The sequence below is a fragment of the Lentzea cavernae genome (assembly GCF_014653695.1).
GTDB classification, from domain to species: domain Bacteria; phylum Actinomycetota; class Actinomycetes; order Mycobacteriales; family Pseudonocardiaceae; genus Lentzea; species Lentzea cavernae.
This window is the reverse complement of record NZ_BNAR01000019.1, coordinates 85,874-108,571: the sequence shown is the minus strand read 5'-3', so window position 1 is coordinate 108,571 and position 22,698 is coordinate 85,874. Positions and strand designations below refer to the sequence as shown.

Sequence of the window (22,698 nt, the reverse complement as noted above, 5' to 3'; positions counted from 1 at the left end):
ACCAGCTCTACCGGGAGGAACCATCATGGCCGAGCGACGGGTCACCGTGGCCAGCAAGGTCGGACTGCACGCCCGGCCTGCCGCACTGCTGGCGAAGGCCGCCGCGGACCAGCCGGTCACGGTCAGCATCGCCAAGGACGGCGGCGAAGCCGTTGACGCGGCGAGTGTCCTGGGTCTGATGACCCTGGGCGCCATGCATGGTGACGAGGTGGTGCTCACCGCCGAGGGGGACGGAGCGGATGCCGCTCTGGACGCCATCGCCGGACTGATCGCCACCGATCACGACGAGTGATCCCGGTCGTGAGCGGTCCTGGTCACCCCGACGGCCGAGACCGCTCACGACCCACCCGAAGTGCAGCACCACACCCGCGGTCACGACGCCGGCGAGAGTCGGCGGCGTGACCTGCGGGTGGCTCACCACCAGCCAGACACCGCCCACGGCCAGCACGGGCGGCACGAGAAGTCCCGCGGTCCACTTGCGCAGCAGCAGGAACGCGAGCGTCGAGACCAGCAGCGCCGCGCCGAGCGTGTCGCTGAACCGGTGCCAGCCGAGCGACACCGTCTCCGCCGCGACCGCCCCCGCGCCCAGCGCCCCGGGCACCGCCACGACCAGCGCGAACCGCTTCGGCACCGCCATGGTCACCGCGATCACCGACGCCACCGCCGCGGTCGTGTGTCCACTCGGGAAGCTGTTGTGCACCAGCACGGCGTCGTCGTCCAACGGCGGCCGCACGAGCACGTAGAGCTTCAGGACCTGCGCCCCCAGCACCGAACCGCCGAGCAGCACCAGCGGCGGGAGCGACTTCGTGCGCGCGAAGAGCATCACGAGGACGGCGGCGACGAGAATCGCCATGTCCACGTTGGACGCCCACGACCGTTGCAGTGACAGCTCCGGCAACGCGGCGTTCTCCGCCTTCTGCCCGAACGACGTCCACACCAGCGCGAAGTACGTGAAGAGGAATCCCAGCAAGCTTCCGGCCATGCGTTCGAGACTCCGTGCGCCGGTCTACGGGAACGTCCACGCCATGTCATGGTTCCGCTACAGATCGGGCGCCGGTGCCGTCTCCCGCCGATAATGGATCTCGTGGCGACGGTCCTGCTGGTGGAAGACGACCCCTCGGTGCGGGAAGGACTCGGGCTCGCGTTGCGCCGCCAGGGGCACGAGGTCCGGGCGGCGGGAACGGGCGAGGAGGGCGTCGAGAAGCTCCGCGAGTCCCGCCCCGACATCGTGGTCCTCGACATCATGCTGCCCGGCATCGACGGCTTCGAGACGTGCCGCCGGATGCGCACGCACGCCGAGGTGCCGATCATCATGCTCACCGCGCGCGGTGACGACTTCGACGTGGTCGCGGGCCTGGAGGCGGGCGCGGACGACTACGTGGTCAAGCCCGTCGAACCGCGCGTGCTGGAGGCCCGCATCCGCGCTGTGCTGCGGCGCACCGTCGCCGAGCCGTCGTCCGTCGAGCGCCACGGTTCGCTGCTGATCGATCGGGCGGGGCTGCAGGTGCTCAAGAACGACGTGAAGGTCGCGCTGACCCCGACCGAGCTGAAGCTGCTGCTCGAACTCTCCCGCACCCCCGGCCGGGTGCTGACCCGCCAGCAGATCCTCGAGGCCGTCTGGGAGCACGACTACCTCGGCGACTCCCGGCTCGTCGACGCGTGCGTGCAACGCCTGCGCGCGAAGATCGAGGACGTGCCCTCCGACCCCGGTCACATCCACACTGTGCGCGGCTTCGGGTACCGCTTCGGCCCGCGATGAGGTCGTTGCTGCGCGGCCTGCGGCCCCGGCTGATGGCCGCGTTCCTGCTGCTGACGCTGCTGGGCGCGGTGGGAGCGGCGGGCGCCTCCTACGCGACGGCGCGCACGTTGCTGCTGGAGGACGCGCAGGACGGCTTCATGAACCCGCTGGTGAGCGACGTCCGCGACTACGCGGACCGGCTGACGGTGCCGCCGGCGCAGCAGGACCTGGACGACTTCGCCACGTACCTGCGCGGCTCGGCGGTCGTGCTGTACGAGGACCTGCGGTCCCGCAACGGGCCCGACCCGTCGTTCATCCCCGCCGAGATGCGGGAGATGCTCAAGACGAGCAGGACGACGCTCTGGCAGCGCCGCACCGACCTGACCGACCCGTACGTCGTGGTCGGCATCCCGTTGCTGCGCGCGGACGGCACGCCGACCGGGGTGGAGGTGTGGGCCCTGCAGTACCTGAGGGGCCCGCAGACCGCGATCGACAGCTTCTCGACCGCGGCGTGGGTGGGCGTCAGCCTCGTGCTCCCCCTGGCCCTGGGCCTCGCGCTCTTCACGGCCCGCGGCGTGCTGCGCCCCGTCCGCCGTCTCGGAGCCGCCGCCCGCGCGCTGGGGTCCGGCCGGCTGGACACCCGAGTCGACGAACGCGGCTCCGACGAGCTCGCCGACCTGGCCCGCACGTTCAACCGCGCCGCCGAGCAGCTGGAGGCCTCCCAGGCCGCCTCCCGCCGGTTCGTGGCCGACGTGTCGCACGAGCTGCGCACCCCGCTGACGGCGATGAACGCCGTGACGGGCGTGCTGGACGAGGACGCCGACACGTTGCCACCCGACACGGCTGTGGCGGCACGCCTGGTCTCGGCCGAGACCCGCAAGCTCACCCGCCTGGTGAACGACCTGATGGAGATCTCCCGCTTCGACGAGGGCCGCAACCTCCTCGAGCTGGACGACTGGGACATCGGCACGGCGGTCCGCGACACGCTGGCGGCCCGCGGCTGGGCCACGTCCGTCGAGGCCTCGCTGCCGGAGGGCGTGGTGGCCCGCGTCGACCGCCGCCGCCTCGACGTCATCGTCGCGAACCTCGTCGGCAACGCCCTCAAGCACGGCGGCGTGCCGGTCCGCGTGACCGTGCGGCCTGGGACCATCGAGGTGGCCGACCACGGGCCGGGCATCTCCCCCGAGTCCCTCCCGCACCTCTTCGACCGCTTCTACAAGGCAGACACGGCCCGCTCCCGTTCTGAGGGCAGCGGACTGGGATTGGCGATCGCATGGGAGAACGCACGCCTGCACGGCGGCACCATCGAGGCGGCCAACGCGCCCTGGGGCGGCGCGGTCTTCACCTTGCGCTTGCCCTCGTGACCCTCACTGCCTGCGGCATCCGGCCGACACCGGTCCTCACCGGGGCCGAGGCGCCCACGGTCTCGTCGCGCTCGCTGACCATCTTCCTCGTGAAGCCCGAAGGCGACGGCCTGGTGCGCCGGACCCGCGAGTACACCGGCAGCGTCGACATCACGACCGCCATGAACCTGTTGCTGGCCGGGCTCACCGACGAGGAGAAGAAGCTCGGCCTGACCACCGAACTGCCCGCCACGGCGGGCAAGGCGGTCGCCGTGCTGGACGTGATCGTGATGCCCGAGGACGTGAAGCCGCCGGACACCAAGTGGGGGCTGTTCCAGGTGCACTGCACGGCTCTGGCGAGCCGGGCGACGGTGGCGGGCGTGGCACCGGTGCAGGGCGGGTTGTGTCCTTAGAAGCGTTCGTAGAGAACGTCTGCGTCGTTGGTGAGGTGACCGTCGTACGGGCCGACCTTCGTCACGCGCGCGCCGTCGCGGAACACGACCTGAAGGCCGTGCTCGACCTCCCACTCGCACTCGGCTTCGAGCGAGACGTAGACCGGCTCACCCTCACCATCGCGGCTCACCGTGACCTCGTGCCGCGCGAACGTGACGTGGTCCCAGACCTCGGCGGGCCCGGCGATGCGGGGGAAGTCGTCCAGCTCGTCGCCGAAGATCTCGCCCATGTGCCGGTAGTAGTCGAAGACCGCGGGCGCGGCGGCGTCCAGCGCCGTGCGGTCCAGCGCCAGGAAAGCGCGGACGGCCGCGTGGAACTCCTCCGGCGCCGGGTCGTCCGCGTAACCGTCCACGTGGAACGGAAGGGAGACGCCACCGAGGACGGAAACCGGGATCGGCGCGCTCACCAGGCTTTCGTACTCGTCCTCGGTCACGGTGCCGAGCCCAGGGATCTCCACCGGGCCATTTTAGGAGGCGGGGCGCACTGGCGGCCGTGGTGCCGGACCGGACGGCCCACGCGCCCAAGCGGAGCCACCCGGCAGGCACACCCGTGCGCCCCACCTACCGGTGCCCCGCAAGAACACCGGCATGCGCTGACTCCGGCCGAGTGGCACATCGTCCGCAGCCAAACAAGACACGCGCAGACAATCACACGCGTGGCGCCGGGCGGTATTCCACAGAGGATGATCTAGCCGAAAGTTACGGCGGCCAGCGCCGACCGCATCACGTCCTGCGGCGCGGGCATGCCGGTGAACTGCTCCACCTGCCCGAAAGCCTGGTGCAGCAACATGTCCAGTCCGGTGGCGAGCCTGGTCCCGGAGGCCTCCGCCGCCGCGGCCATCGGCGTGGGCCACGGGTGGTAGATCACGTCCAGCACGTACGGCGCCTTGGCCAGGTCGGCGGCCAGGGGCACGGTGGCCTCGGCGGGCACCGTCGACACCACCACGTCCGAGGCGCCGGCCAGCACACCCAGGTCCACAGAGGACAGTTCGAGGACCTCGACCTGGACGCCGACCCGGTACGCGGTCTCCAGGGCCTCCCCCGCACGCGAGGGATCGCGCACCACGAGGGAGGCGGAGGAGATGCCGAGCACGGCGAACCCGGCCAGGGCGGCCGTAGCCGTACCACCGGCGCCGACCACCAGACCGTGCGTGCCGCCGGAGAAGCCCTTCTCCCGCAACGCCCCCACCACACCGTCGACGTCGGTGCAGTCGGCGTGCCACTCGGAACCGTTGCGCACCAGCGTGTTCGCCGCCCCGACCGCCGAGGCCCTCGGGGTCACGACGGACGCGAACGCCAGCGCGGCCCGTTTGGTCGGCATCGTGCACGAGAGGCCGGCCCATTCCGGGCCCAGCGACGACACCAGTGCGGGGACGTCCGCCTCGGAGCACTCCAGCCGGGTGTACTCCCAGTCGAGGCCCAGCGCGGCGTACGCGGCGTTGTGCAGCACGGGAGAAAGGGAGTGCTCGATCGGCGAACCGATCACCGCCGCCTTGCGCACCACTAGTAGACGCCCTCCCGCTGGGCCTTCTTGTCGTTCGCGTCGTGCTCCTCGAACGTGTTCGCGAAGCACGAGTTGCCGTTCTTGTCGCACTTCACGAAGTACAGGATCTCGCCGCCCTCCGGCTTCATCGCGGCGGCGATGGCCTGCTGCGACGGTGATCCGATCGGGGTCGGCGTCAGCCCCTTGTTCTTGTAGGTGTTGTACGGCCCGTCGGCGCCGCGGTCCTCGTCGGACGTGCGGATGTGGGGCTGGTTGTTCTTGTAGTTGATGGTCGAGTCGAACTGCAGCGGCATCGTCTGCGGCAGGTGCTTCAGGCGGTTGTAGATCACCTGGGAGACCTTGCTGAAGTCCGGCTCGATCGCTTCCTTCTCGATCAGCGACGCGATGACCAGGACCTGGTACGGGCGGAAGCCCGTGTTCACCGTGCCACCGGGGATGCCGGCGCCCTGGAGCTTCTGCGCCGAGGACACGATGACGCTGCGGAGCAGCTCGACGGCGCTCACGCCCGGCTTGACCTGGTACACGCCGCGCATGATCAGGCCTTCGAGGCGGAACTGCGGCTCGGCGGCCTTCACGTCCACCAGCGCCCAGTCCGGGACGCCGAGGGCGACCGGGTCGGTCTGCTCGGCGGCGGCCTTGATCTCGTCGGCGCTCAGGCAGACCTTCTGGCCGTCCTTCTCCGTGCAGCTCGCCGCGGCGAGCTGGGAGTAGATGCCGGGGACGGTCTTGCCGTTCGCCTGGATGTCGGTGAGCTTCAGGCCACCGACGATCTGGACGGCGGGGACGCGCGTCTTCGGGTCGATCATGCGGGCCACGGCGTTCTGGCCCGACATCTTCGTCTTCATCAGGTAGAAGCCGGGCTGGATCGACGTCACGCGGGCGTCGGTCTTGCCGGCCTCGACGAAGGCGCGCGCGGAGGCGACGACACCGTTGTCGTACAGGGTGGACGCGATCTTGCTGATCACGTCGCCGTCCTGGACCTCGACGATGGCGTCGGTCTCGCCGCTGCCCGCGTAGTCGTCGAACGACCCGATGCCGCGCAGCTCCTTGTAGCCGTAGTACGCACCGCCCAGGCCTCCGGCGAGGACCAGCGCGACGACGAGCCACAGGACCGTCTTCTTGCGCTTCTTCGCCTTCGCCCTGGCGTTGTCACGCTCACGGTCGCGCTTTCTGACCGGGCGTCGCTCATCAACTTCGGGGTCGGTGAACAACCCGAGATCGTCGCCGCTCACGCCTCGTCCTTTCGGGCGGACACCGAACGTGCCCGTGCGTCCAGCCAAGATTGCAGGATCTCGACAGCAGCAGCCTGGTCGACCACGGCACGCTGCTTCTTGCCCTTCACACCGCGCTGCGCCAGCACCCGGCTCACGACGACCGTCGTCAGACGTTCGTCGCTGAGCCGCACCGGCACGGGGGCGATGCGTCCGGCCAAGGCGGCAGCGTACGCGGTGGCCGCCTCAGCTGCGGGGCCGTGCCTGCCTGCCAATGTCTTCGGTAAGCCCACCACGACCTCGACCACGTCATGTTCGGCCACGAGACGTACGAGCTCGGTGAGGTCCGAGCCACGCTTCTCGTCACGCTGCAGGGTAACCAGCGGAGTCGCCAGAAACGCACTCGGATCGCTGAGAGAAATTCCCACCCGAACCGATCCGACGTCGACGCCGAGCCTCCGTCCGAGGCCCGGGTCGCCGACATCAGGGAAGTCAGTGCTGCTCAAGCACCTTGTCCAGTTCGTTCGTGAGGGCCGTGACGGCCTCCGGAACGCCGGCCGGGTTCGTGCCGCCGCCCTGGGCGAGGTCCGGCTTGCCACCACCGCGGGCGGCGATGGCCGGGCCGAACACCGGGACGAGCTTGCCGGCGGCCAGGCCCAGGTCGCGGGCGGCGGCCGTGGTGGCCACCACGAAGCTGACCTTGTCGCCGTCGACCGAGAACAGGGCGACCACACCGGGCTTGTTCCCGAGGCGGTTGCGGACCTCACCGCCGAGGGTGCGCAGGTCGTTGCCCGACACGCCTTCGAGGCCGAGGGCCACGAGCGACAGCCCGCGGATGTCGAGGGCCTTGTCGGCGAGGGCGCCGGCGTTGCCGAGCAGCTCGGCGGCGCGGACCTTCTCGAGCTCCTTCTCGGCGGACTTCAGCCGCTCGACGAGCGACTCGATCCGCTCGGGCAGGCCCTCGGAGCCGACCTTGAGCATGTCGGAGAGGTTCTGCACGATGGCGCGTTCCCTGGCGAGGAATCGCATGGCCTCGATGCCGACGTAGGCCTCCAGGCGGCGCACGCCGGAACCGACCGACGACTCGCCCAGCAGGGTGATCGGGCCGATCTGCGACGAGTGCTCGACGTGGGTGCCACCGCAGAGCTCGCGCGACCACGGGCCACCGATCTCGATGACGCGCACGGTCTCGTCGTAGGTCTCGCCGAACAGGGCGACGGCGCCCATGTCCTGGGCACCGGCCATGTCCGTGTAGACGATGCTGACCGGCAGGTCCTTGCGCACGGCGAGGTTCGAGACCTCCTCGATCTCGCTGCGGGCCTCAGTGGACAGGCCACCGGTCCAGGCGAAGTCGAGGCGCAGGTAGCCGGGCTTGTTGTACGAACCGCTCTGCAGGGCCGACGGGCCGAGCACCTGGCGCAGGGCGGCGTGCACGACGTGCGTGCCCGAGTGGCCCTGGCGGGCGCCGACGCGCCACTCGGGGTCGACGCGGGCCTCGACGTGCTCGCCCTCGGCGACCTCGCCGGACTTCACGCGCACCTGGTGCACCCACAGCTTGCGGGCGACCTTCTGCACGTCGAGCACCTCGAGCTCGGCGTTGCCGGTGACGATCGTGCCGGCGTCGGACTCCTGGCCACCGGACTCGGCGTAGAGCGGCGTGCGGTCGAGGACGACCTCGACGATGTCGCCCTCACGAGCCGACTTGACCCGAGCGCCGTTCAGCACGATGCCGCGCAGCGTGGCCTCGGAGGCGAGCTCGGTGTAGCCGGTGAACTCGGTCGGGCCCTGCTCCAGCAGCTCGCGGTAGACCGACTGGTCGCCGTGGCCGGTCTTCTTGCCGGCGGCGTCGGCCTTGGCGCGGGCGCGCTGCTCGGCCATCAGCTTGCGGAAACCGTCCTCGTCGACCGTCAGCCCGGCCTCGGAGGCCATCTCCAGCGTCAGGTCGATCGGGAAGCCGTACGTGTCGTGCAGCTGGAAGGCCTTGTCACCGGGCAGCGTGGCGCGCCCGTCGGACTTCACCTCGGCGGCGGCGCCCTCGAAGATCCGGGAACCGGCGTCGAGCGTGCGCAGGAACGTGTCCTCCTCGGCCTTGAGCACCTGCTGGATGCGGGCGAACCCGCTGACCAGCTCGGGGTAGGCCTCGCCCATCGAGTCGCGGACGACCTCGGCGAAGATCTGCAGCACCGGCTCGTTCACGCCGAGCAGGCGCGAGGAGCGCACGATGCGGCGCAGCAGGCGGCGCAGCACGTAGCCGCGGGCCTCGTTGCCGGGCGTGACGCCGTCGCCCACGAGCAGCACACCGCTGCGGGCGTGGTCGGCGATGACGCGGAAGCGGACGTCGTCGACCTCGTTGGTGCCGTACTTGCGGCCGGAGAGCTCCTCGGCCTTGTTGATGACGGCGCGGACCAGGTCGGTCTCGTAGACGTTGTCGACGCCCTGCAGCAGGTAGGCGACGCGCTCGACGCCCATGCCGGTGTCGATGTTCTTCGACGGCAGCTCACCGATGACCGGGTAGTCCTTCTTGGCACCACCCTCGCCGCGGATGTTCTGCATGAAGACGAGGTTCCAGATCTCCAGGTACCTGTCCTCGTCGACGACCGGGCCGCCCTCTTTGCCGTACTCGGGGCCGCGGTCGTAGTAGATCTCCGAGCACGGGCCGCACGGGCCGGGGACGCCCATCGACCAGAAGTTGTCCTCGACGCCGCGGCGCTGGATGCGCTCGAGCGGCATGCCGGCGACCTTCTGCCACAGCTCGATGGCCTCGTCGTCGGTCTCGTAGACGGTGACCCAGATGCGCTCGGGGTCGAAGCCGTAGCCACCGTCGTCCTGGGAGTTGGTGATCAGCTCCCAGGCCAGGCGGATGGCGTCTTCCTTGAAGTAGTCGCCGAGCGAGAAGTTGCCGGCCATCTGGAAGAACGTGAGGTGGCGCGTGGTCTTGCCGACCTCGTCGATGTCCGGCGTGCGCACGCACTTCTGGATGCTCGTCATCCGCGGGGCGGGCGGCGGGGCCTCGCCGAGGAAGTACGGCTTGAACGGCACCATGCCGGCGTTGACGAACAGCAGGTTGGGGTCGTCGAGCAGCAGCGAGGCGCTGGGGATGTACTTGTGCCCGGCCTTTTCGAAGTGCTCGCGGAAACGCTTGATGATCTCGTGGGTCTGCACGGGAAGTTCCTTGGTCTTTCAGAAGTTGTCAGGGCGCGTCAACGAGGCGAACGGGGCTCGTGCTTTCCGTTCGCCCTGGGCGCTCGACGCCCCGGCGTGAAGCCCGTCTGACGTTCCACGGTCTCCTGCAACTCCTGTTCCCGCTCGCTCATGCCCGCGCGCACCTCGGCCCCGAAGGAACCGATGGCGCCCGCGAGCTCGCGCAGGCCTTCACCCACGTTAGCGCCGATGCCCGCGGGAGTCGCCTGCTTAGTCACCTCGGCGGCCTTCTTCGCGGCGAAGAGCCCGGCGGCGGCACCCAGGCCGAACCAGAAGAGGCGGCTCATCGCGAACCCCGCTTCGGGCGGCGCTTGGTGTGCTTGTTGGGCTGCTCGGCCGCCTTGCGGCGGGCCTTGACGGCCTTGCTCACGCCGTAGGACAGCGCGGCGGCCTTGACCAGCGGACCGCCCAGCGTGGCGGTGAACAGGCTGGTGAGCGCGGAGACGTTGCCCGTGACGGCGCGCGCGTTGGCGGTGATGCCGTCGACGCGCTCGAGCTGGGTGTTCACGTGCGTGAGCGTCGTGTTGGCCTCGGTGAACAACGGGTCCGTGTTCTCGTGGGCCTTGCGCATCGCGATCGTCGCCTCGTCGAAGAAGCGCGCGGCCTTGAAGGCCGGGATCGCCAGCAGCAGCACGAGCAGCACGAAGGCACCGGCGGCGAGCCACCCTGGCGACACAGATCCTCCTGGTGAACAGGCGTTCGGGCTTGGATGCGAGTGAGGTTACCGGGTGGGTCCGACACCCACATGAGGGGCATCATCCGTTGATCTTCAACGACCCGTCGCGCCGTCGATCTGCTCGCGCAAGATGTCGGCATGGCCCGCGTGACGGGCGGTCTCGGCGGTCATGTGCGCGAGGACCCACCGCAGGGACTTCGGCACGCCGTCGACCGGAACCACCGTGAGCGCCTCGGGTCCGGCCGCGGCCCCGATGACCTCGTTGCTCTCCGCGATCGCGGCGCGGTAGTCCTCGACCACCTCGGTCGCGGGGCGGTCGCGCGGCACGGCCATGTCGAGGGCGTCCTCCGCCGGCTCCTCGCCGCCGCCGACCACGTGGGTGAACCAGAAGCGCTCGACCCCGGCGAGGTGCGCGACCAGTCCGAGGATCGAGGTGCCGCTGGGGACCAGCACCTCGCGCAGCTGCTCCTCGGTGAGCCCTCCGGCCTTCTTGAGCACGCAGTGGCGCTGGAACTCGAGGAACTCGTGGGCGACGGCGAGTTCACCGGTGTCGACCCTGGGGACGGGTTCGCGCTGCGTTTCCTGCATGGCGGGAAACGTACGGGACAGCTCATTGACGCACGGCCGTCACAGGCTGTGAAATACCCGTCACACAGGGCTTGACATCGGCGGCCCTGCGGCATGGAGTAAGGCAACCCTAAGCACTGCAGGAGGCCTCGTGAAGCCGGTGTCGCACCTGGACTCCTACCGGCCGCAGATCATGGCGGGCGCGCCTCCGGTCCCGGAGCTGTCGACGCCGTGGGACGTCCGCGTCGCGCGTTCGGACGGCTACGACCTGCACCTCGTCCACCGCTGGAACTCCGCGCCGCACGTGGCGGCGTTCTGGCGGCAGGCCTGGACGCTGCCCCGCTGGGAGCAGGAGCTCCAGGCGCACCTGGGCGGCGACGACGTCCGGCCGTTGCTGATCAGCTGGCACGGCCGCCCGGTGATCTACGCCGAGGTCTACCGCGCGGCCCGGCACGCCGTCGCCGGCTGCTACCGGGCCCGGCCGCACGACCTCGGGCTCAACCTCGCGGTCGGCGAGCTGGCGATGACCGACCGCGGTCTCGTGCGGGCGCTGCTCCCCCGGCTCACCGACGCGCTGTTCGAGGCCGACCCGCACTGCACGCGGATCGTGCTGGAACCGGACGTGCGCAACACCCGCGCCATCCGGTCGTTCGAGGCCGGCGGGTTCGTGGCCGCGGACGAGATCATGCTGCCGGGCAGGGTCGCGCTGCTGATGGTGTGCAAGCGCTAGAACGCGGTGATGTCCTGCGGTGCGCGTTCCTTGCGGCTGAGCGCGCGCACCAGGTCGACCGCGCGGTGCTTGTTGAGCGCCATGCGGGTCAGCAGGTCGACGACCGTCTCGTTGACCCGGCGCGGGAACTCGGGCGTCTCCACGCCGACGCTCACCGCGAGGTCGTCGGAGTGCACGACGAACTCCATCAGCCGGCTGACGAGGTACTCGTCCAGCGGCACGGCCCACGGGCCCCAGTGCGGCATGCGCACGCCCCGGTCCTCCACGCCGGGCAACGACTTCTCGAGTTCCCCGAGCACCTGCTCGAACCGCGCGCACAGGTCGTCCCGCCCCTCGGCCGCCAGCTTCTCGCCGCCGGCGCGGATGCGGGTGTGGAACTCGGAGCCGACGTCCAGGTCCGTCCACTTCGCGCGCTCGTAGTGCTCCATCAACGTCACGACCGGTTCGTCGCCCGCGGGCGCGGAGATCATCGACGGCAGTGGCAGCGCCTGGTAGGCCAGGTGGCCGGCGAGGCCGCTGACCCCGAACTCCGGCAGGGCGCTCGGCCGGTCCCAGTGCAGACCGACCTGCTCGTGGCGCAGGAGGTCCAGGGCGATCCGGGCGGTGGTCAGGAAGTCTTCTCTGATCGTCACCTCGCCGAAGCTACCGAGTTCACCCGGCGGCGATCACCTCGATTTCCACCAGCCAGTCGCTGACCAGCGTGGTGGCGACGATCGCCGTCGTCGGCACCGCCCTGCCGCCCAGCGCGGCCACCCGCGCGGCCGCGTTGGCCTCGGCGCAGGACGGGTCGCGCAGGTAGCTGGTGAGCCGGACGACGCTGTCGACGGTCATCCCCGCCGACGCGAGGATCGCGCGGAGGTTGGACCAGATCAGGTCGAGCTGCTCGGCCAGGCCGGCCCCGGGGTTCCCCCGCGGGTCGAGGCCCATGGTGCCCGAGACGAACAAGAACCGTTGCGCGCCACGGACCTCCATGGCGTGCACCCAGTCGCCACCCGTCGCGTAGACGCCGTCAGCCGGGTCGTGCGGCACGAGTTCCATGCCTCGATCATGCGCGGACGGCCAAGCGAATTACTCGCCCCGGATCACCCGGCGCAGGCGCGGCAACCGTTCCGCGAGGGCGCGTTCGCCGCCGCGCCCGGTCGGCTCGTAGTAGTCGCGGCCCACCAGGTCGTCCGGTGCGTACTGCTGCGTGAGCACGCCCTCCGGCACGTCGTGCGGGTACCGGTAGCCCTGCGCGTTGCCCAGTTTCGCCGCACCCGCGTAGTGGCCATCGCGCAGATGCGCGGGCACGGAACCGATGGCGCCCTTGCGCACGTCCTCGATGGCGCCGTAGATCGCGGTGGTGACGGCGTTCGACTTCGGCGCGGTGGCGAGGTGGATCGTGGCCTGCGCGAGGTTCAGCGCGCACTCGGGCAGGCCGATGAGCTGCACGGCCTGAGCCGCCGCCACGCACGTCTGCAGCGCCGTCGGGTCGGCCATGCCCACGTCCTCGCTGGCGTGGATCACCAGGCGCCGCGCGATGAAGCGCGGGTCCTCGCCCGCCTCGATCATCCGCGCGAGGTAGTGCAGTGCCGCGTCGACGTCGGAGCCGCGGATCGACTTGATGAACGCCGACGTCACGTCGTAGTGCTGGTCGCCGTCGCGGTCGTAGCGCACCGCCGCCTTGTCCACAGTGGACTCCAGCAGCGTCAGCGTGATCACGCCGTCGTTCGACGCCACCGCCGAGTCCGCCGCCGCCTCCAGGGCCGTCAGCGACCGGCGGGCGTCACCGCCGGCCAGGCGGATCAGGTGGTCCTCCGCGTCGGGCTCCAGCACGACGGACCCGCCCAGGCCGCGTTCGTCGGACACCGCGCGCCGGATCACCGACCGCACGCCGTCGTCGGTCAGCGACTTGAGCTGCAGCACGAGAGAACGCGACAGCAAGGGCGACACGACCGAGAAGAACGGGTTCTCCGTGGTGGCCGCGACGAGCAGCACGATCCTGTCCTCCACAGCGCCCAGCAGCGCGTCCTGCTGCGTCTTGGAGAACCGGTGCACCTCGTCGATGAACAGCACGGTCGACTCGCCGGACCGGACCAGGCGGCGCCGGGCCTCGTCGATGACGGCCCGCACCTCCTTCACGCCGGCCGACAACGCGCTCAGGGCGACGAACCGGCGGCCGGTCGCCTTGGACACCAGCGTCGCGAGGGTCGTCTTGCCGGTGCCGGGAGGGCCGTAGAGCATCACGGACGCCGGGGTGGCGCCCTCGACCAGGCGGCGCAGCGGCGCGCCCGGCCCGAGCAGGTGGTCCTGGCCGACGACCTCGTCCAGCGCGGCCGGACGCATCCGCACGGCCAGCGGGGCGTTGGCCGCGATGCGCTCGGCCTTCTCCTCGTCGGTCGCGCCGAAGAGGCCCTCGTCGAACAGACCTTCGCTCATGCGTTCGAGCCTAAGTCATGTGCGAGGATCGCGTTCCGTGCCCATCCCTCGTGCCGTGCTGCTCGCCGGACCCTCCGGCTCAGGCAAGTCGACACTCGCCGCCCACCTCGGCTGGCCGGTCCTGCGCCTGGACGACTTCTACCGCGACGGCGACGACCCGCTGCTGCCCCGCGACGAGCACGGCAGGGCCGACTGGGACGACATCGGCTCGTGGAACGCCGACAAGGCGTTGCAAGCGGTCATCGAACTGTCGGAGACCGGCAAGGTGGAGGCGCCGGTCTACTCCATCAGCGAGGACCGCGCGGTCGGCACCCAGACGATCGAGCTCGGCGACGCGCCCGCGTTCATCGCGGAGGGCCTGTTCGCGGACCTGCTGGTCCGGGGCGCCCGGGAGGCCGGGGTGCTCAGGGACGCGATCGTGCTCGCGCCGAGCCCGCCCGTCACGTTCGTGCGCCGGTTCGCCCGGGACGTCGCCGAGGCCCGCAAGCCGGTCCCGACGCTGGTCAGGCGCGGTCTGCGGTTGATGCGCGAGCAGCCTCAGGTGGTCAAGAGGTGCGTGAGCGCCGGTATGCGGCGCACGACACCGTCCAAGGCGCGGACCGAGCTCGTTTCGTGATCGTGTTGCCGAGTGGCTGTGGGCCTGATCTGGCAAGATGCCGCTCACACCACGACCGGGGGTAGCCGAGATGTCCGAAACGCCCGGCTGGTCGTCACCCGACCAGCCTCAGAACCAGCCGCAGCAGCCCGGCCAGCCGCAGTACGGCCAGCAGCCGGGGCAGCAGTACGGCTACAACGCACCGCCGCCGCCCGGAGCCGGCCCGACGATCAAGCCCGGTGTGATCCCGCTGCGCCCGCTCGCGGTCGGCGAGATCGTCGACGGCGCCATCACGACGATGCGCCGCTACCCGAAGCTGATCATCGGCGCGGCCGCGATCGTCGCGGCCGTCACGCAGATCGTCGGCCTGCTGGCGCAGCTGCCGTTCCTCGACGACCTCACCAGGGTCGCGACGCTCGACCCGAACACGGTCACGCAGGAACAGGCGATGGACCAGCTCGCGAGCACCCTCACCGGGATCTTCACCGGTGCGTTCCTGAGCATCCTGCTGCTGTTGATCGGCACCGTCTTCCTGTCGGGCTTCATCACCGTCATCGTGGGTCACGCCGTGCTCGGCAAGCCGGTGACGTTCCAGCAGGCGTGGGAGGAGTTCAAGCCGCGGCTGCTCCCGCTGCTCGGCGCGACGCTGCTCTCCGGCCTCGTGATCACCGTCGGCCTGATCCTCTGCGTCGTGCCCGGTGTCTGGCTGTGGGTGCTGTTCGCCCTGGTCACGCCCGCGCTCGTGCTGGAGCGCTGCGGCGTCACGGCCGCGTTCGGCCGCTCGAAGAAGCTCGTGGACGGCGCCTGGTGGCGCACGTTCGGCATCCTGCTGCTCACCGTCGTGATCGGCTGGGTGATCAGCTGGATCATCAGCCTCCCGTTCGGTCTGCTGGGCGCCGCGACGACCGGCTTCTCCGACGACCCGACGGCGGCGCTGAGCGTGGGCTCGCTGGTCCTGTCGACGATCGGCGCGATCATCGCCTCGACGATCACGCTGCCGTTCAGCTCCGCGGTCACCGTGCTGCTCTACGTCGACCGCCGCATGCGCTCCGAGGGCATGGACATCGAACTCCAGCGGGCCGCAGGGCATGGCGGCCTCTGACGTACCGGTAGATCTCGGCCGCGACGAGGCGAGGGAGGCGGCCGTCCGGGAGCTCAGCGACCCGGCGTACGTCTCCGACGACCCGAACCCGCTGGAACGCGCCATCGACTGGGTGCTGACCCGCCTCGGCGAGCTGTTCGCCGGGGCGGGTGGCATGAGCGGCATCACCGCGCTCACGATCGCCGTGGCCGTGGTGGTGCTGGCCGTCATCGTCTTCAGGCTCCGCGCCGGGCGCACCGGCCGCGTGCTGCGGTCGGGCGGCAAGGTGTTCGGCACCACCGTCCTGACCGCCGCGGAGCACCGCGCCGCCGCCGAGAGGGCCGCGGCGGCGGGCGATTTCGCCGAGGCCGTGCGGGAACGCTTCCGCGCGGTGGTACGGGAACTGGAACACCGCGGCGTGCTCGACGCACGGGCCGGGCGCACCGTGGACGAGGTCGCTTTCGAGGCGGGCACCGCACTTCCGGTGCTCGCCGACGACCTGCGCGGAGCCGCCGTGCAGTTCGACGACGTCTGGTACGGCGGCAGGCCCGCGACCGCCGAGGGGTACCAGCAGCTGGTGTCCGTGGACGGCAAGGTGCGCGGATGACGGCGGTCTCCCCCGACGCCCGGCGGATCTGGACGGCCGCGCGCGGCCCCGTGCTGATCGGTGCGGTCATCCTCCTCGCGGCGGTCGTGATCGCGTTGCTGCGCGGCAGCGGCGAGGGCGGCGCGCTCGACCCCCGGTCGTTCCGGCCGGAGGGCAGCCACGCGGTCGCCGACCTGCTGGAACAGAACGGTGTGCGGGTCGAGCTCACCGACAATGCGTCCTCTGTGGACGGTGCGACGCTGTTCGTGCCGCAACCGAACCTGATCGACCCGGAACGCCTCGCGGACCTGAGCCGCCGCGCCTCCGCGACCGTGCTGCTCGCGCCGGCCACCGGGGTGGCGCGGCTGGAGCCCGAGACCCGTCAGCCGGGGTGCCCGCTGGCGGACAGGGCCGGTGCGGCGACCATGGGCGGGTTCGTCTACGAGGGCGAACTCCGGTGCTACGACTCGACGTTGGTGCGCACAGGCACCGTGACGACGATCGGGTACGGCGGCATCTTCACCAACCGCGACATCGACTCCGAGGGCAACGCGGCGCTCGCGCTGTCGTTGCTGGGTCAGCACGAACGGCTGGTCTGGTACGTGCCGTCGGCGGCGGACCGGTCGCAGCAGAAGTCGCTGACCGACCTGGTCCCGGACGGCTGGAAGTTCGCCGCCCTGCAACTCGGGATCGCGGTCGTGCTGATCGCGCTGTGGCGGGCGCGCCGGCTCGGCCGGGTGGTGCCCGAACCGCTCCCGGTCGTGGTGCGCGCCGCCGAGACCGTGGAGGGCAGGGCGCGGCTGTACCGCCGGTCGCACGCCGCCTCGCACGCCGCCTCCGTGCTGCGCCAGGCGACCCGTGACCGGCTGGCGCCGCTGCTCGGGGTGCCGCCGGGCGAGGACCCGTCCGAGGAGATCGCCCGCAGGACTTCGCGACCCGCCGCCGCGGTGCGGTCGCTGCTCTACGACACCGGGCCGGTGGACGACCGGGGGCTCGTCGCGCTGGCTGCTGAACTGGACGCTGTGGAGAACGAGGTGCGCAAGGGATGACGGCAGTGGTCACCACCGAGGAAGCCCGCACGGCGCTCGTGGCGTTGCGCGCGGAGATCGGCAAAGCCGTGGTGGGCAACGACGCCGCCGTGACGTCGCTGATCCTCGCGTTGCTGTGCAAGGGACACGTGCTGTTGGAGGGTGTTCCGGGCGTCGCGAAGACGTTGCTGGTGCGTGCTCTCGCGCGCGCGTTGGACCTGTCGACGACGCGTGTGCAGTTCACGCCGGACCTGATGCCCGGCGACCTGACGGGGTCGCTGGTCTACGACTCGCACAACGCCGCGTTCTCGTTCCGCGAGGGCCCGGTGTTCACGAACCTGCTGCTGGCCGACGAGATCAACCGGACGCCGCCGAAGACGCAGTCCGCGTTGCTGGAGGCCATGGAGGAACGGCAGGTCTCCGCCGACGGCAAGACGCGGCCGCTGCCGTCGCCGTTCATCGTGGTGGCGACGCAGAACCCGGTCGAGTACGAGGGCACCTACCCGTTGCCCGAGGCGCAGCTCGACCGGTTCCTGCTGAAGGTGACGATGCCGATCCCGGCGCGGGAGCACGAGATCGACGTGCTGACCCGGCACGCGTCCGGGTTCGACCCGCGTGACCTCTCCTCGTTGAACGCCGTCGCGAGTGCGGCTCACCTGGAGGCGGGTTCGGCGGCTGTGCGCGCGTTGACCGTGGCGCCCGAGGTGATCGCTTATGTGGTCGACGTGTGCCGTGCGACTCGTCAGTCCCCCGCCGTGCGTCTGGGCGTTTCTCCGCGTGGCGCAACGGCTCTGCTGGCTGCCGCACGCGCGTGGGCGTGGCTCTCGGGCCGTGACTACGTGACGCCGGACGACGTGAAGGCGCTCGCACGGCCCGCGTTGCGGCACCGGCTGGAGCTGCGGCCGGAGGCCGAACTGGAGGGCGTGACGGCGGACGGCGTGCTGGACGGCGTGCTCGGCGCTGTTCAGGTGCCGCGCTGACGTGGCGCTCACGGGTCGCGCGGGCCTGCTCGCGCTCGTAGGGGTTCTCGTCGTCGGGCTTGTTCTGCCGTCGTGGCAGGGGATCCTCGTCGTGTTCGCCGTGCTGCTGGCGTGTGTCGCGGTCGACTTGTCGTTGGCCGCGGGTGTCCGGCGGTTGACGTTCTCGCGCGCGGGAGCGATCTCTGTGCGCACGGGCGAGCCTTGCGCGGTGCAGCTGACGGTGCACAACCCCGGGCGTCGGTTGCGTGGCGTCCTTCGGGACGGATGGGCGCCTTCTGCCGGTGTCGTGGACGACCGGGTCGCGGTGGACGTGCCTGCTGGTGGCTCGCGTGTGTTGTCCTTCGAGCTACGGCCCGTGCGGCGCGGTGATCGTGTTTCTGATCGTGTGACCGTGCGTTCCTACGGTCCGTTGGGCGTTGCGGCACGGCAGGGTTCGCACGTCGTGCCGTGGACCGTGCGCGCGTTGCCGCCGTTCCACAGCCGCCGTCACCTTCCACCCCTGCTGGAACGCCTGCGCGAACTCGATGGACGCCGTGCGTCGTTGATCCGTGGTGCGGGCACGGAGTTCGACTCGCTGCGCGCGTACGTCATCGGTGACGACGTGCGGTCCATCGACTGGCGTGCCTCGGCTCGTTCGTCCGACGTCGTGGTGCGCACCTGGCGGCCGGAGCGCGACCGCCAGGTGACGATCGTGGTCGACACCGCCCGCACCTCGGCGGCCCGCGTGGACGGCGCGCTGGGTGGCCTGCCGCGCCTCGACACGTCGATGGACGCCGCGTTGTTGTTGTCCGCCTTGGCATCGCAGGCGCGTGACCAGGTCGACTTCCTGGCGTTCAGCCACAAGGTGCGCGCCTCGGTGCCGAGGGCCACGCTGCCGGTCCTGGTGCAGGCCATGGCACCGCTGGAAGCCGAACTGGTCGAGTTCGACGCCCGCGCCGCCGTCGCCGAGGTCCTGCGCCGCTCCGGCCGGCGTTCGCTGGTCGTGCTGCTGACGTCGCTGGAACCGTCGGTCGAGCACGGTCTGCTGCCGCTGCTGCCGGCGCTGGCCTCGCGGCACCACCTGCTGATCGCCTCGGTGGCGGACCCGGCCGTGCACGCCATGGCCGCCGGGCGTGGTGACCTGGAAGCGGTCTACTCGGCCGCCGCCGCGGAACGCACTCTGGCCGAGCGACGCCGTCTCACCGCGTTGCTCGCACGGCACGGTGTCGACGTCGTGGACGCACTGCCCGATGACCTGCCACGCGCTCTCGCGGACCGCTATCTCTCGCTGAAGGCCGCGGGCAAGCTTTAGGGCCTGCGTCGAAGTCTGATCCGCGACAGCCGGGCCCTAGGCGGCCCCCGGCGGCACGGCCGGATGGCCCACATACAACACCGGTACGCGGGCCATCCGGCCGCACCACCAGGAACCCACCTCAAGCGCGACTGCCATCGAATTCGGCACAGACCCTAAACGGCGACGGGCGCGACGTCCTCACGTTCGCTCGCGTCCACGTCACCGGTCTCACCCTGCCGCGCGGCCCGGCGCCCGATCACGAAGACGTAGAGCAGGAACAGCACTTCGGCCACCACACCGATGCCGACACGAGCCCACGTCGGCAGCCCGGACGGCGTCACGAACCCTTCGAGCACACCGGACACCAGCAGCACCACGACGAGCCCGAGCGCCACGGCCACGACCGATCGTCCTTCCGCGGCAAGGGCTTGGGCGCGCGTCCGCTTGCCGGGGTCGATCACCTGCCACCCCAGCCGCATCCCGATACCGGCCGCCACGAACACCGCCGTGAGCTCCAACAACCCGTGCGGCGCCAACAGCCCGAGGAACAGCCCACCCCGCCCCGCGCCGAACATCAGCCCGATGCCGACGGCGACGTTCAGGGCGTTGGTGAAGAGCAGGTAGATCGGCGGAATCGCGAACAGCACGCCGAGCAACAGGCACGCGGCGGCGACCCAGGCGTTGTTCGTCCACACCTTCGCCGCGAACGACCCGGCGGGATCGCTGGAGTAGTAGGACTCGTACCCGCCGCCGGCCTTGGTCATCTCGCGCAGCTCGTCCGGCGCGGCGATGGACGCCTGCACGTCCGGGTTGGTCGCGATCCAGGCCGCGACGAGCCCGGTGACCAGGTAGAACGCGAGGCCGGCCGGCACCCACCAGCGCCAGCCGAGGTAGATCGCGGCGGGCAGCCGGTGCGTGAAGAACCGCGTGAAGGTGCGCCAGGCCGGGGTGTGCGTGCCCGTGAGCACCGACCGCGCCTGAGCGACCAGCGACGAGAGCCGTTCGACCGTGGCCGGGTCGGGGGTCTGGCTGCGCACGACCGACAGGTGCGTCGTCACCCGCTGGTACAGCTCGATCAGCTCGTCGGCCTCGGCGCCGCTGAGCCGCCCGGACCGCTTGACCAGCGCCTCGAGCCGCTGCCACGACTCGCGGTGGCGATCGATGAACACGTCCAGATCCACGATGGGTCACACTATCCGCGTGGGGGACCTAGTCACGGGTGAAGCGGTAGTTCTGGACCTGCGCGTCGCACAGCTCGCCAGCAGGGCGGTCGCGTTCGCGTTCGACGTGGCCGTGCAGTTCGGCCTGCTGGTGCTCGTGTTCGTGCTGGCACCGGTCGACATCGACAGCGCGCTGCAGTCGGCGCTCGCGATCTCGCTGCTGATCGTCGTGATGATCGGCTACCCGACCGCCGTCGAGACGGCCACGCGCGGCCGTTCGCTGGGCAAGCTCGTGATGGGCCTGCGCGTGGTGCGCGACGACGGCGGCGCCATCCGCTTCCGCCACGCCCTGGTGCGCGCGCTCGGCGGCTTCATCGTCGACTTCTGGGTCCTCGGCCTGGGCGGCGCCATCGCGCTGTTCGTCTCCCTGTTCTCGGAGAAGGGCAAGCGGGTCGGCGACTACCTCGCGGGCACCGTCGTGATCCACACGCGCGTGCCGAAGCAGGAGGTGGAGCTCGCCACGATGCCGCCGCAGCTCGCGGAGTGGGCGTCCGGGCTCGACCTGTCGCAGCTGCCGGAGGACCTGGTGCTGGCGGCGCGGCAGTACCTGAGCCGGTACCACGAGTTGAGCGAGCAGGCCCGGTGGGACCTGGGGTCGCGGCTGTCGGACGACGTGGGTGCGGCGATCCGGTCGCCCCGGGTCGAGTACACGCATCCGCACCCGTACCTGTCGGCGGTGCTGGCGGAGCGTCGTCGTCGAGCGAGTTAGGCGTTCGCCAGGCGGAGCCGCTCCTCACCCTGCTGCCGCACGGCGTCGAGCGACACCGGAGCATCGCCGTGCAGCGCCTCCCAGCGTGCGTTGTGCACGGCGGTCCACAAGCTCGCGGCCCACGCGACTTCCTTCTCCTCCACGGAGAACGCACGCCCGCGCAGCTCCTGGTAGGCCTCGATGAACGCCGCCGAACTCCCCACGGGCACCAGCCCGGGCGGTGACGCGCTGGCGAACGCTCCGGAGGCCGCCCCCACGAGAGCCGCTTCCGGTTGCCACGCCAGGCTGTCCCAGTCGTGCACGGCCAGCAACGCGCCGTCCTGCCAGCTCAGGTTCTGCGCCTCGAAGTCCGCGTGGCCCAGCACGCACGGCAGATCGGTGGCCAGCAAGCGCTTCCGCACCCGCAACGCCGTGTCGGTCACGAACGGCGGCACCGCGCTCTGGTCCCGCGCGTCGAGGAAGTCGATCGCCGGCCACGGTCCGGGGTCCGCGTGGTCCCACCTCGCCCAGCGCGGGGCAGGCAGTGGCGGCGGCACGGTGACCTCTTCCAGCAACGCCATCAGCCGGGCGAACACCTCCGCGTAGCGCCGGGCGACGGCAGGAGAGGAGCCCGGCAGCATCGAGCCGCCGGGCAGCGCGTCCTCGGCGTGCACGGCCAGTCCGTCCACGACCACGACCGGCGTCAGAGGACGTGGACAGGGAAAGCCCCGGGACGCCAGCGCGGTCTGCGCCGCCAGGCACGACGACGCGCGGCCGTCGTCCTGGCGCGTCTTCACGTAGACCTCGCGCCCGTCCGCCAGGCGCACGCCGAAGACCGAGGAGATCGAGACGCGCTCGTAGAACACCTCGGCCGCCGCGCTCCCCAGTTCGGCGGAGCACCAGGCGGACAGGTCCATCAGACTCCCAGCAGTTCCGTCAGCAGCAGCGGGTTCATGTAGTCGTCGTAGCGGACGATCTCGCCGTCGCGCAAGTGGATGATCGCGACGGCGGTGAAGGTGTAGTAGTCCTGCTTCACCTTCGACCAGCCGCGGTGGGTGGTCTCGGCCACGGCCACGTCCGGGTCGTTGGTGCGCCAGCACTGCGTTTCGACGCTCCGCACCTCGATCTTGTCCCGCACGGAGGCTCCGCGGAGTTTGCCGAAGTACGCGCGGATCTCCTCGCGGCCCTGGATCTCCGCCGGCTGGTGGTGCGTCGGGAACCGGTAGGCCATGATCCCGTCCTCGGCGAAGAGGTCGGCGAACTGGCCGTGCGTCTCCTCCCCCGCCACCATCCTGCGGACGTGTTCGACGATCTGTTCGGGCGTGCGTGCCATGTCGTCTCCCCAAGTAGAATCGGAACGGTGACCCCGGTTAGGACGATACGGAACGCACGCCCCGGTTGGCAACG

General features: G+C 70.8%; 26 protein-coding genes and 1 pseudogene. 12 read left to right on the top strand and 15 right to left on the bottom strand.

What is annotated here, in order from left to right; translation table 11 throughout:
* Positions 1–25: 25 nt before the first annotated feature.
* On the top strand, positions 26–292 hold the full coding sequence (locus IE307_RS39475; protein ID WP_191304629.1) for an HPr family phosphocarrier protein: 267 nt from the start codon (positions 26–28) through the stop codon (positions 290–292).
* Between the two features lie 198 nt (positions 293–490).
* Here IE307_RS39475 and IE307_RS47145 read toward each other — a convergent pair.
* A pseudogene (locus IE307_RS47145) lies at positions 491–823 on the bottom strand (phosphatase PAP2 family protein); the annotation flags it as partial.
* Positions 824–1,084: 261 nt separating this feature from the next.
* On the opposite strand from IE307_RS47145, the gene IE307_RS39470 reads away from it, so the two are divergent.
* Genes IE307_RS39470 through IE307_RS39460 form a run of 3 tightly spaced genes read left to right on the top strand, consistent with a single transcriptional unit; the run spans position 1,085 to position 3,494 of the window.
* Positions 1,085–1,759 carry a response regulator gene (locus IE307_RS39470; protein WP_191304589.1) on the top strand — a complete coding sequence of 225 codons (675 nt, stop codon included), beginning with the start codon at positions 1,085–1,087 and terminating at the stop codon, positions 1,757–1,759.
* Positions 1,756–3,102, top strand: coding sequence for an ATP-binding protein (locus tag IE307_RS39465; protein ID WP_191304588.1), 1,347 nt, complete (start codon positions 1,756–1,758; stop codon positions 3,100–3,102). Before IE307_RS39470 ends, IE307_RS39465 begins: the two co-directional genes overlap by 4 nt.
* Entirely contained in the window at positions 3,099–3,494 is a 396-nt protein-coding gene (locus IE307_RS39460) for a hypothetical protein (protein ID WP_191304587.1), read from the top strand. The genes IE307_RS39465 and IE307_RS39460 overlap by 4 nt, the downstream gene beginning before the upstream one ends.
* On the opposite strand, the gene IE307_RS39455 is transcribed toward IE307_RS39460, so the two are convergent.
* The 8 genes from IE307_RS39455 to IE307_RS39420 form a co-directional block, all read right to left on the bottom strand.
* Positions 3,491–3,991: a DUF6985 domain-containing protein gene (locus tag IE307_RS39455; protein ID WP_191304586.1), complete on the bottom strand. Its 501-nt coding sequence runs from the start codon at positions 3,989–3,991 to the stop codon at positions 3,491–3,493. The two genes, IE307_RS39460 and IE307_RS39455, sit on opposite strands and share 4 nt — an antisense overlap.
* 230 nt (positions 3,992–4,221) lie before the next feature.
* Complete coding sequence (locus IE307_RS39450) at positions 4,222–5,037, bottom strand: shikimate dehydrogenase (protein ID WP_229905521.1); 816 nt, start codon at positions 5,035–5,037, stop codon at positions 4,222–4,224.
* Positions 5,037–6,269, bottom strand: coding sequence for an endolytic transglycosylase MltG (gene mltG, locus IE307_RS39445; protein ID WP_191304585.1), 1,233 nt, complete (start codon positions 6,267–6,269; stop codon positions 5,037–5,039). The genes IE307_RS39450 and mltG overlap by 1 nt, the downstream gene beginning before the upstream one ends.
* Entirely contained in the window at positions 6,266–6,754 is a 489-nt protein-coding gene (gene ruvX / locus IE307_RS39440) for a Holliday junction resolvase RuvX (RefSeq protein ID WP_191304584.1), read from the bottom strand. Before ruvX ends, mltG begins: the two co-directional genes overlap by 4 nt.
* Positions 6,741–9,410, bottom strand: a complete 2,670-nt coding sequence (gene alaS, locus IE307_RS39435; RefSeq protein ID WP_191304583.1) for an alanine--tRNA ligase — start codon at positions 9,408–9,410, stop codon at positions 6,741–6,743. The genes ruvX and alaS overlap by 14 nt, the downstream gene beginning before the upstream one ends.
* A 38-nt stretch (positions 9,411–9,448) precedes the next feature.
* Positions 9,449–9,736: a hypothetical protein gene (locus IE307_RS39430; protein WP_191304582.1), complete on the bottom strand. Its 288-nt coding sequence runs from the start codon at positions 9,734–9,736 to the stop codon at positions 9,449–9,451.
* The gene (locus IE307_RS39425) at positions 9,733–10,125 is read right to left on the bottom strand and encodes a DUF948 domain-containing protein (RefSeq protein ID WP_191304581.1); all 393 of its coding nucleotides are present in this window, start codon (positions 10,123–10,125) and stop codon (positions 9,733–9,735) included. Before IE307_RS39425 ends, IE307_RS39430 begins: the two co-directional genes overlap by 4 nt.
* A gap of 93 nt (positions 10,126–10,218) precedes the next feature.
* Complete coding sequence (locus IE307_RS39420) at positions 10,219–10,713, bottom strand: DinB family protein (protein WP_191304580.1); 495 nt, start codon at positions 10,711–10,713, stop codon at positions 10,219–10,221.
* Positions 10,714–10,843: 130 nt separating this feature from the next.
* Here IE307_RS39420 and IE307_RS39415 point away from each other — a divergent pair, with 130 nt between their 5' ends.
* Positions 10,844–11,422 (top strand): GNAT family N-acetyltransferase, encoded by a 579-nt coding sequence (locus tag IE307_RS39415; protein WP_191304579.1) that lies wholly within the window; start codon positions 10,844–10,846, stop codon positions 11,420–11,422.
* Here IE307_RS39415 and IE307_RS39410 read toward each other — a convergent pair.
* From IE307_RS39410 to IE307_RS39400, 3 genes are read right to left on the bottom strand one after another with little or no spacing between them, the layout of a single operon-like run.
* Positions 11,419–12,054 (bottom strand): maleylpyruvate isomerase N-terminal domain-containing protein, encoded by a 636-nt coding sequence (locus IE307_RS39410; protein WP_191304578.1) that lies wholly within the window; start codon positions 12,052–12,054, stop codon positions 11,419–11,421. The genes IE307_RS39415 and IE307_RS39410 overlap by 4 nt on opposite strands.
* Before the next feature lie 19 nt (positions 12,055–12,073).
* Positions 12,074–12,460 carry a RidA family protein gene (locus IE307_RS39405; RefSeq protein WP_191304577.1) on the bottom strand — a complete coding sequence of 129 codons (387 nt, stop codon included), beginning with the start codon at positions 12,458–12,460 and terminating at the stop codon, positions 12,074–12,076.
* 30 nt (positions 12,461–12,490) lie between these two features.
* Complete coding sequence (locus IE307_RS39400; protein WP_191304576.1) at positions 12,491–13,840, bottom strand: replication-associated recombination protein A; 1,350 nt, start codon at positions 13,838–13,840, stop codon at positions 12,491–12,493.
* A 37-nt stretch (positions 13,841–13,877) separates the two neighbouring features.
* On the opposite strand from IE307_RS39400, the gene IE307_RS39395 reads away from it, so the two are divergent.
* From IE307_RS39395 to IE307_RS39370, 6 genes are all read left to right on the top strand, one after another.
* Positions 13,878–14,456, top strand: coding sequence for a uridine kinase family protein (locus tag IE307_RS39395; protein ID WP_229905520.1), 579 nt, complete (start codon positions 13,878–13,880; stop codon positions 14,454–14,456).
* Positions 14,457–14,526: 70 nt separating this feature from the next.
* Entirely contained in the window at positions 14,527–15,537 is a 1,011-nt protein-coding gene (locus tag IE307_RS39390) for a DUF7847 domain-containing protein (RefSeq protein ID WP_229905519.1), read from the top strand.
* On the top strand, positions 15,524–16,123 hold the full coding sequence (locus IE307_RS39385) for a DUF4129 domain-containing protein (RefSeq protein WP_191304574.1): 600 nt from the start codon (positions 15,524–15,526) through the stop codon (positions 16,121–16,123). Before IE307_RS39390 ends, IE307_RS39385 begins: the two co-directional genes overlap by 14 nt.
* On the top strand, positions 16,120–17,151 hold the full coding sequence (locus tag IE307_RS39380; protein WP_191304573.1) for a DUF4350 domain-containing protein: 1,032 nt from the start codon (positions 16,120–16,122) through the stop codon (positions 17,149–17,151). The genes IE307_RS39385 and IE307_RS39380 overlap by 4 nt, the downstream gene beginning before the upstream one ends.
* The gene (locus IE307_RS39375) at positions 17,148–18,110 is read left to right on the top strand and encodes an AAA family ATPase (RefSeq protein ID WP_191304572.1); all 963 of its coding nucleotides are present in this window, start codon (positions 17,148–17,150) and stop codon (positions 18,108–18,110) included. The genes IE307_RS39380 and IE307_RS39375 overlap by 4 nt, the downstream gene beginning before the upstream one ends.
* 1 nt (position 18,111) lies before the next feature.
* Complete coding sequence (locus IE307_RS39370; RefSeq protein WP_191304571.1) at positions 18,112–19,401, top strand: DUF58 domain-containing protein; 1,290 nt, start codon at positions 18,112–18,114, stop codon at positions 19,399–19,401.
* A gap of 155 nt (positions 19,402–19,556) precedes the next feature.
* On the opposite strand, the gene IE307_RS39365 is transcribed toward IE307_RS39370, so the two are convergent.
* Positions 19,557–20,564: a stage II sporulation protein M gene (locus IE307_RS39365; protein ID WP_191304570.1), complete on the bottom strand. Its 1,008-nt coding sequence runs from the start codon at positions 20,562–20,564 to the stop codon at positions 19,557–19,559.
* Positions 20,565–20,583: 19 nt separating this feature from the next.
* On the opposite strand from IE307_RS39365, the gene IE307_RS39360 reads away from it, so the two are divergent.
* Positions 20,584–21,312 carry an RDD family protein gene (locus tag IE307_RS39360; protein WP_191304569.1) on the top strand — a complete coding sequence of 243 codons (729 nt, stop codon included), beginning with the start codon at positions 20,584–20,586 and terminating at the stop codon, positions 21,310–21,312.
* Here IE307_RS39360 and IE307_RS39355 read toward each other — a convergent pair.
* Both IE307_RS39355 and IE307_RS39350 read right to left on the bottom strand, forming a co-directional pair.
* A complete protein-coding gene (locus IE307_RS39355) occupies positions 21,309–22,208 on the bottom strand; it encodes a phosphotransferase (RefSeq protein ID WP_191304568.1) in 900 nt (299 codons plus the stop codon). The genes IE307_RS39360 and IE307_RS39355 overlap by 4 nt on opposite strands.
* Positions 22,208–22,624, bottom strand: coding sequence for a nuclear transport factor 2 family protein (locus tag IE307_RS39350; RefSeq protein ID WP_191304567.1), 417 nt, complete (start codon positions 22,622–22,624; stop codon positions 22,208–22,210). Before IE307_RS39350 ends, IE307_RS39355 begins: the two co-directional genes overlap by 1 nt.
* Positions 22,625–22,698 lie beyond the last annotated feature (74 nt).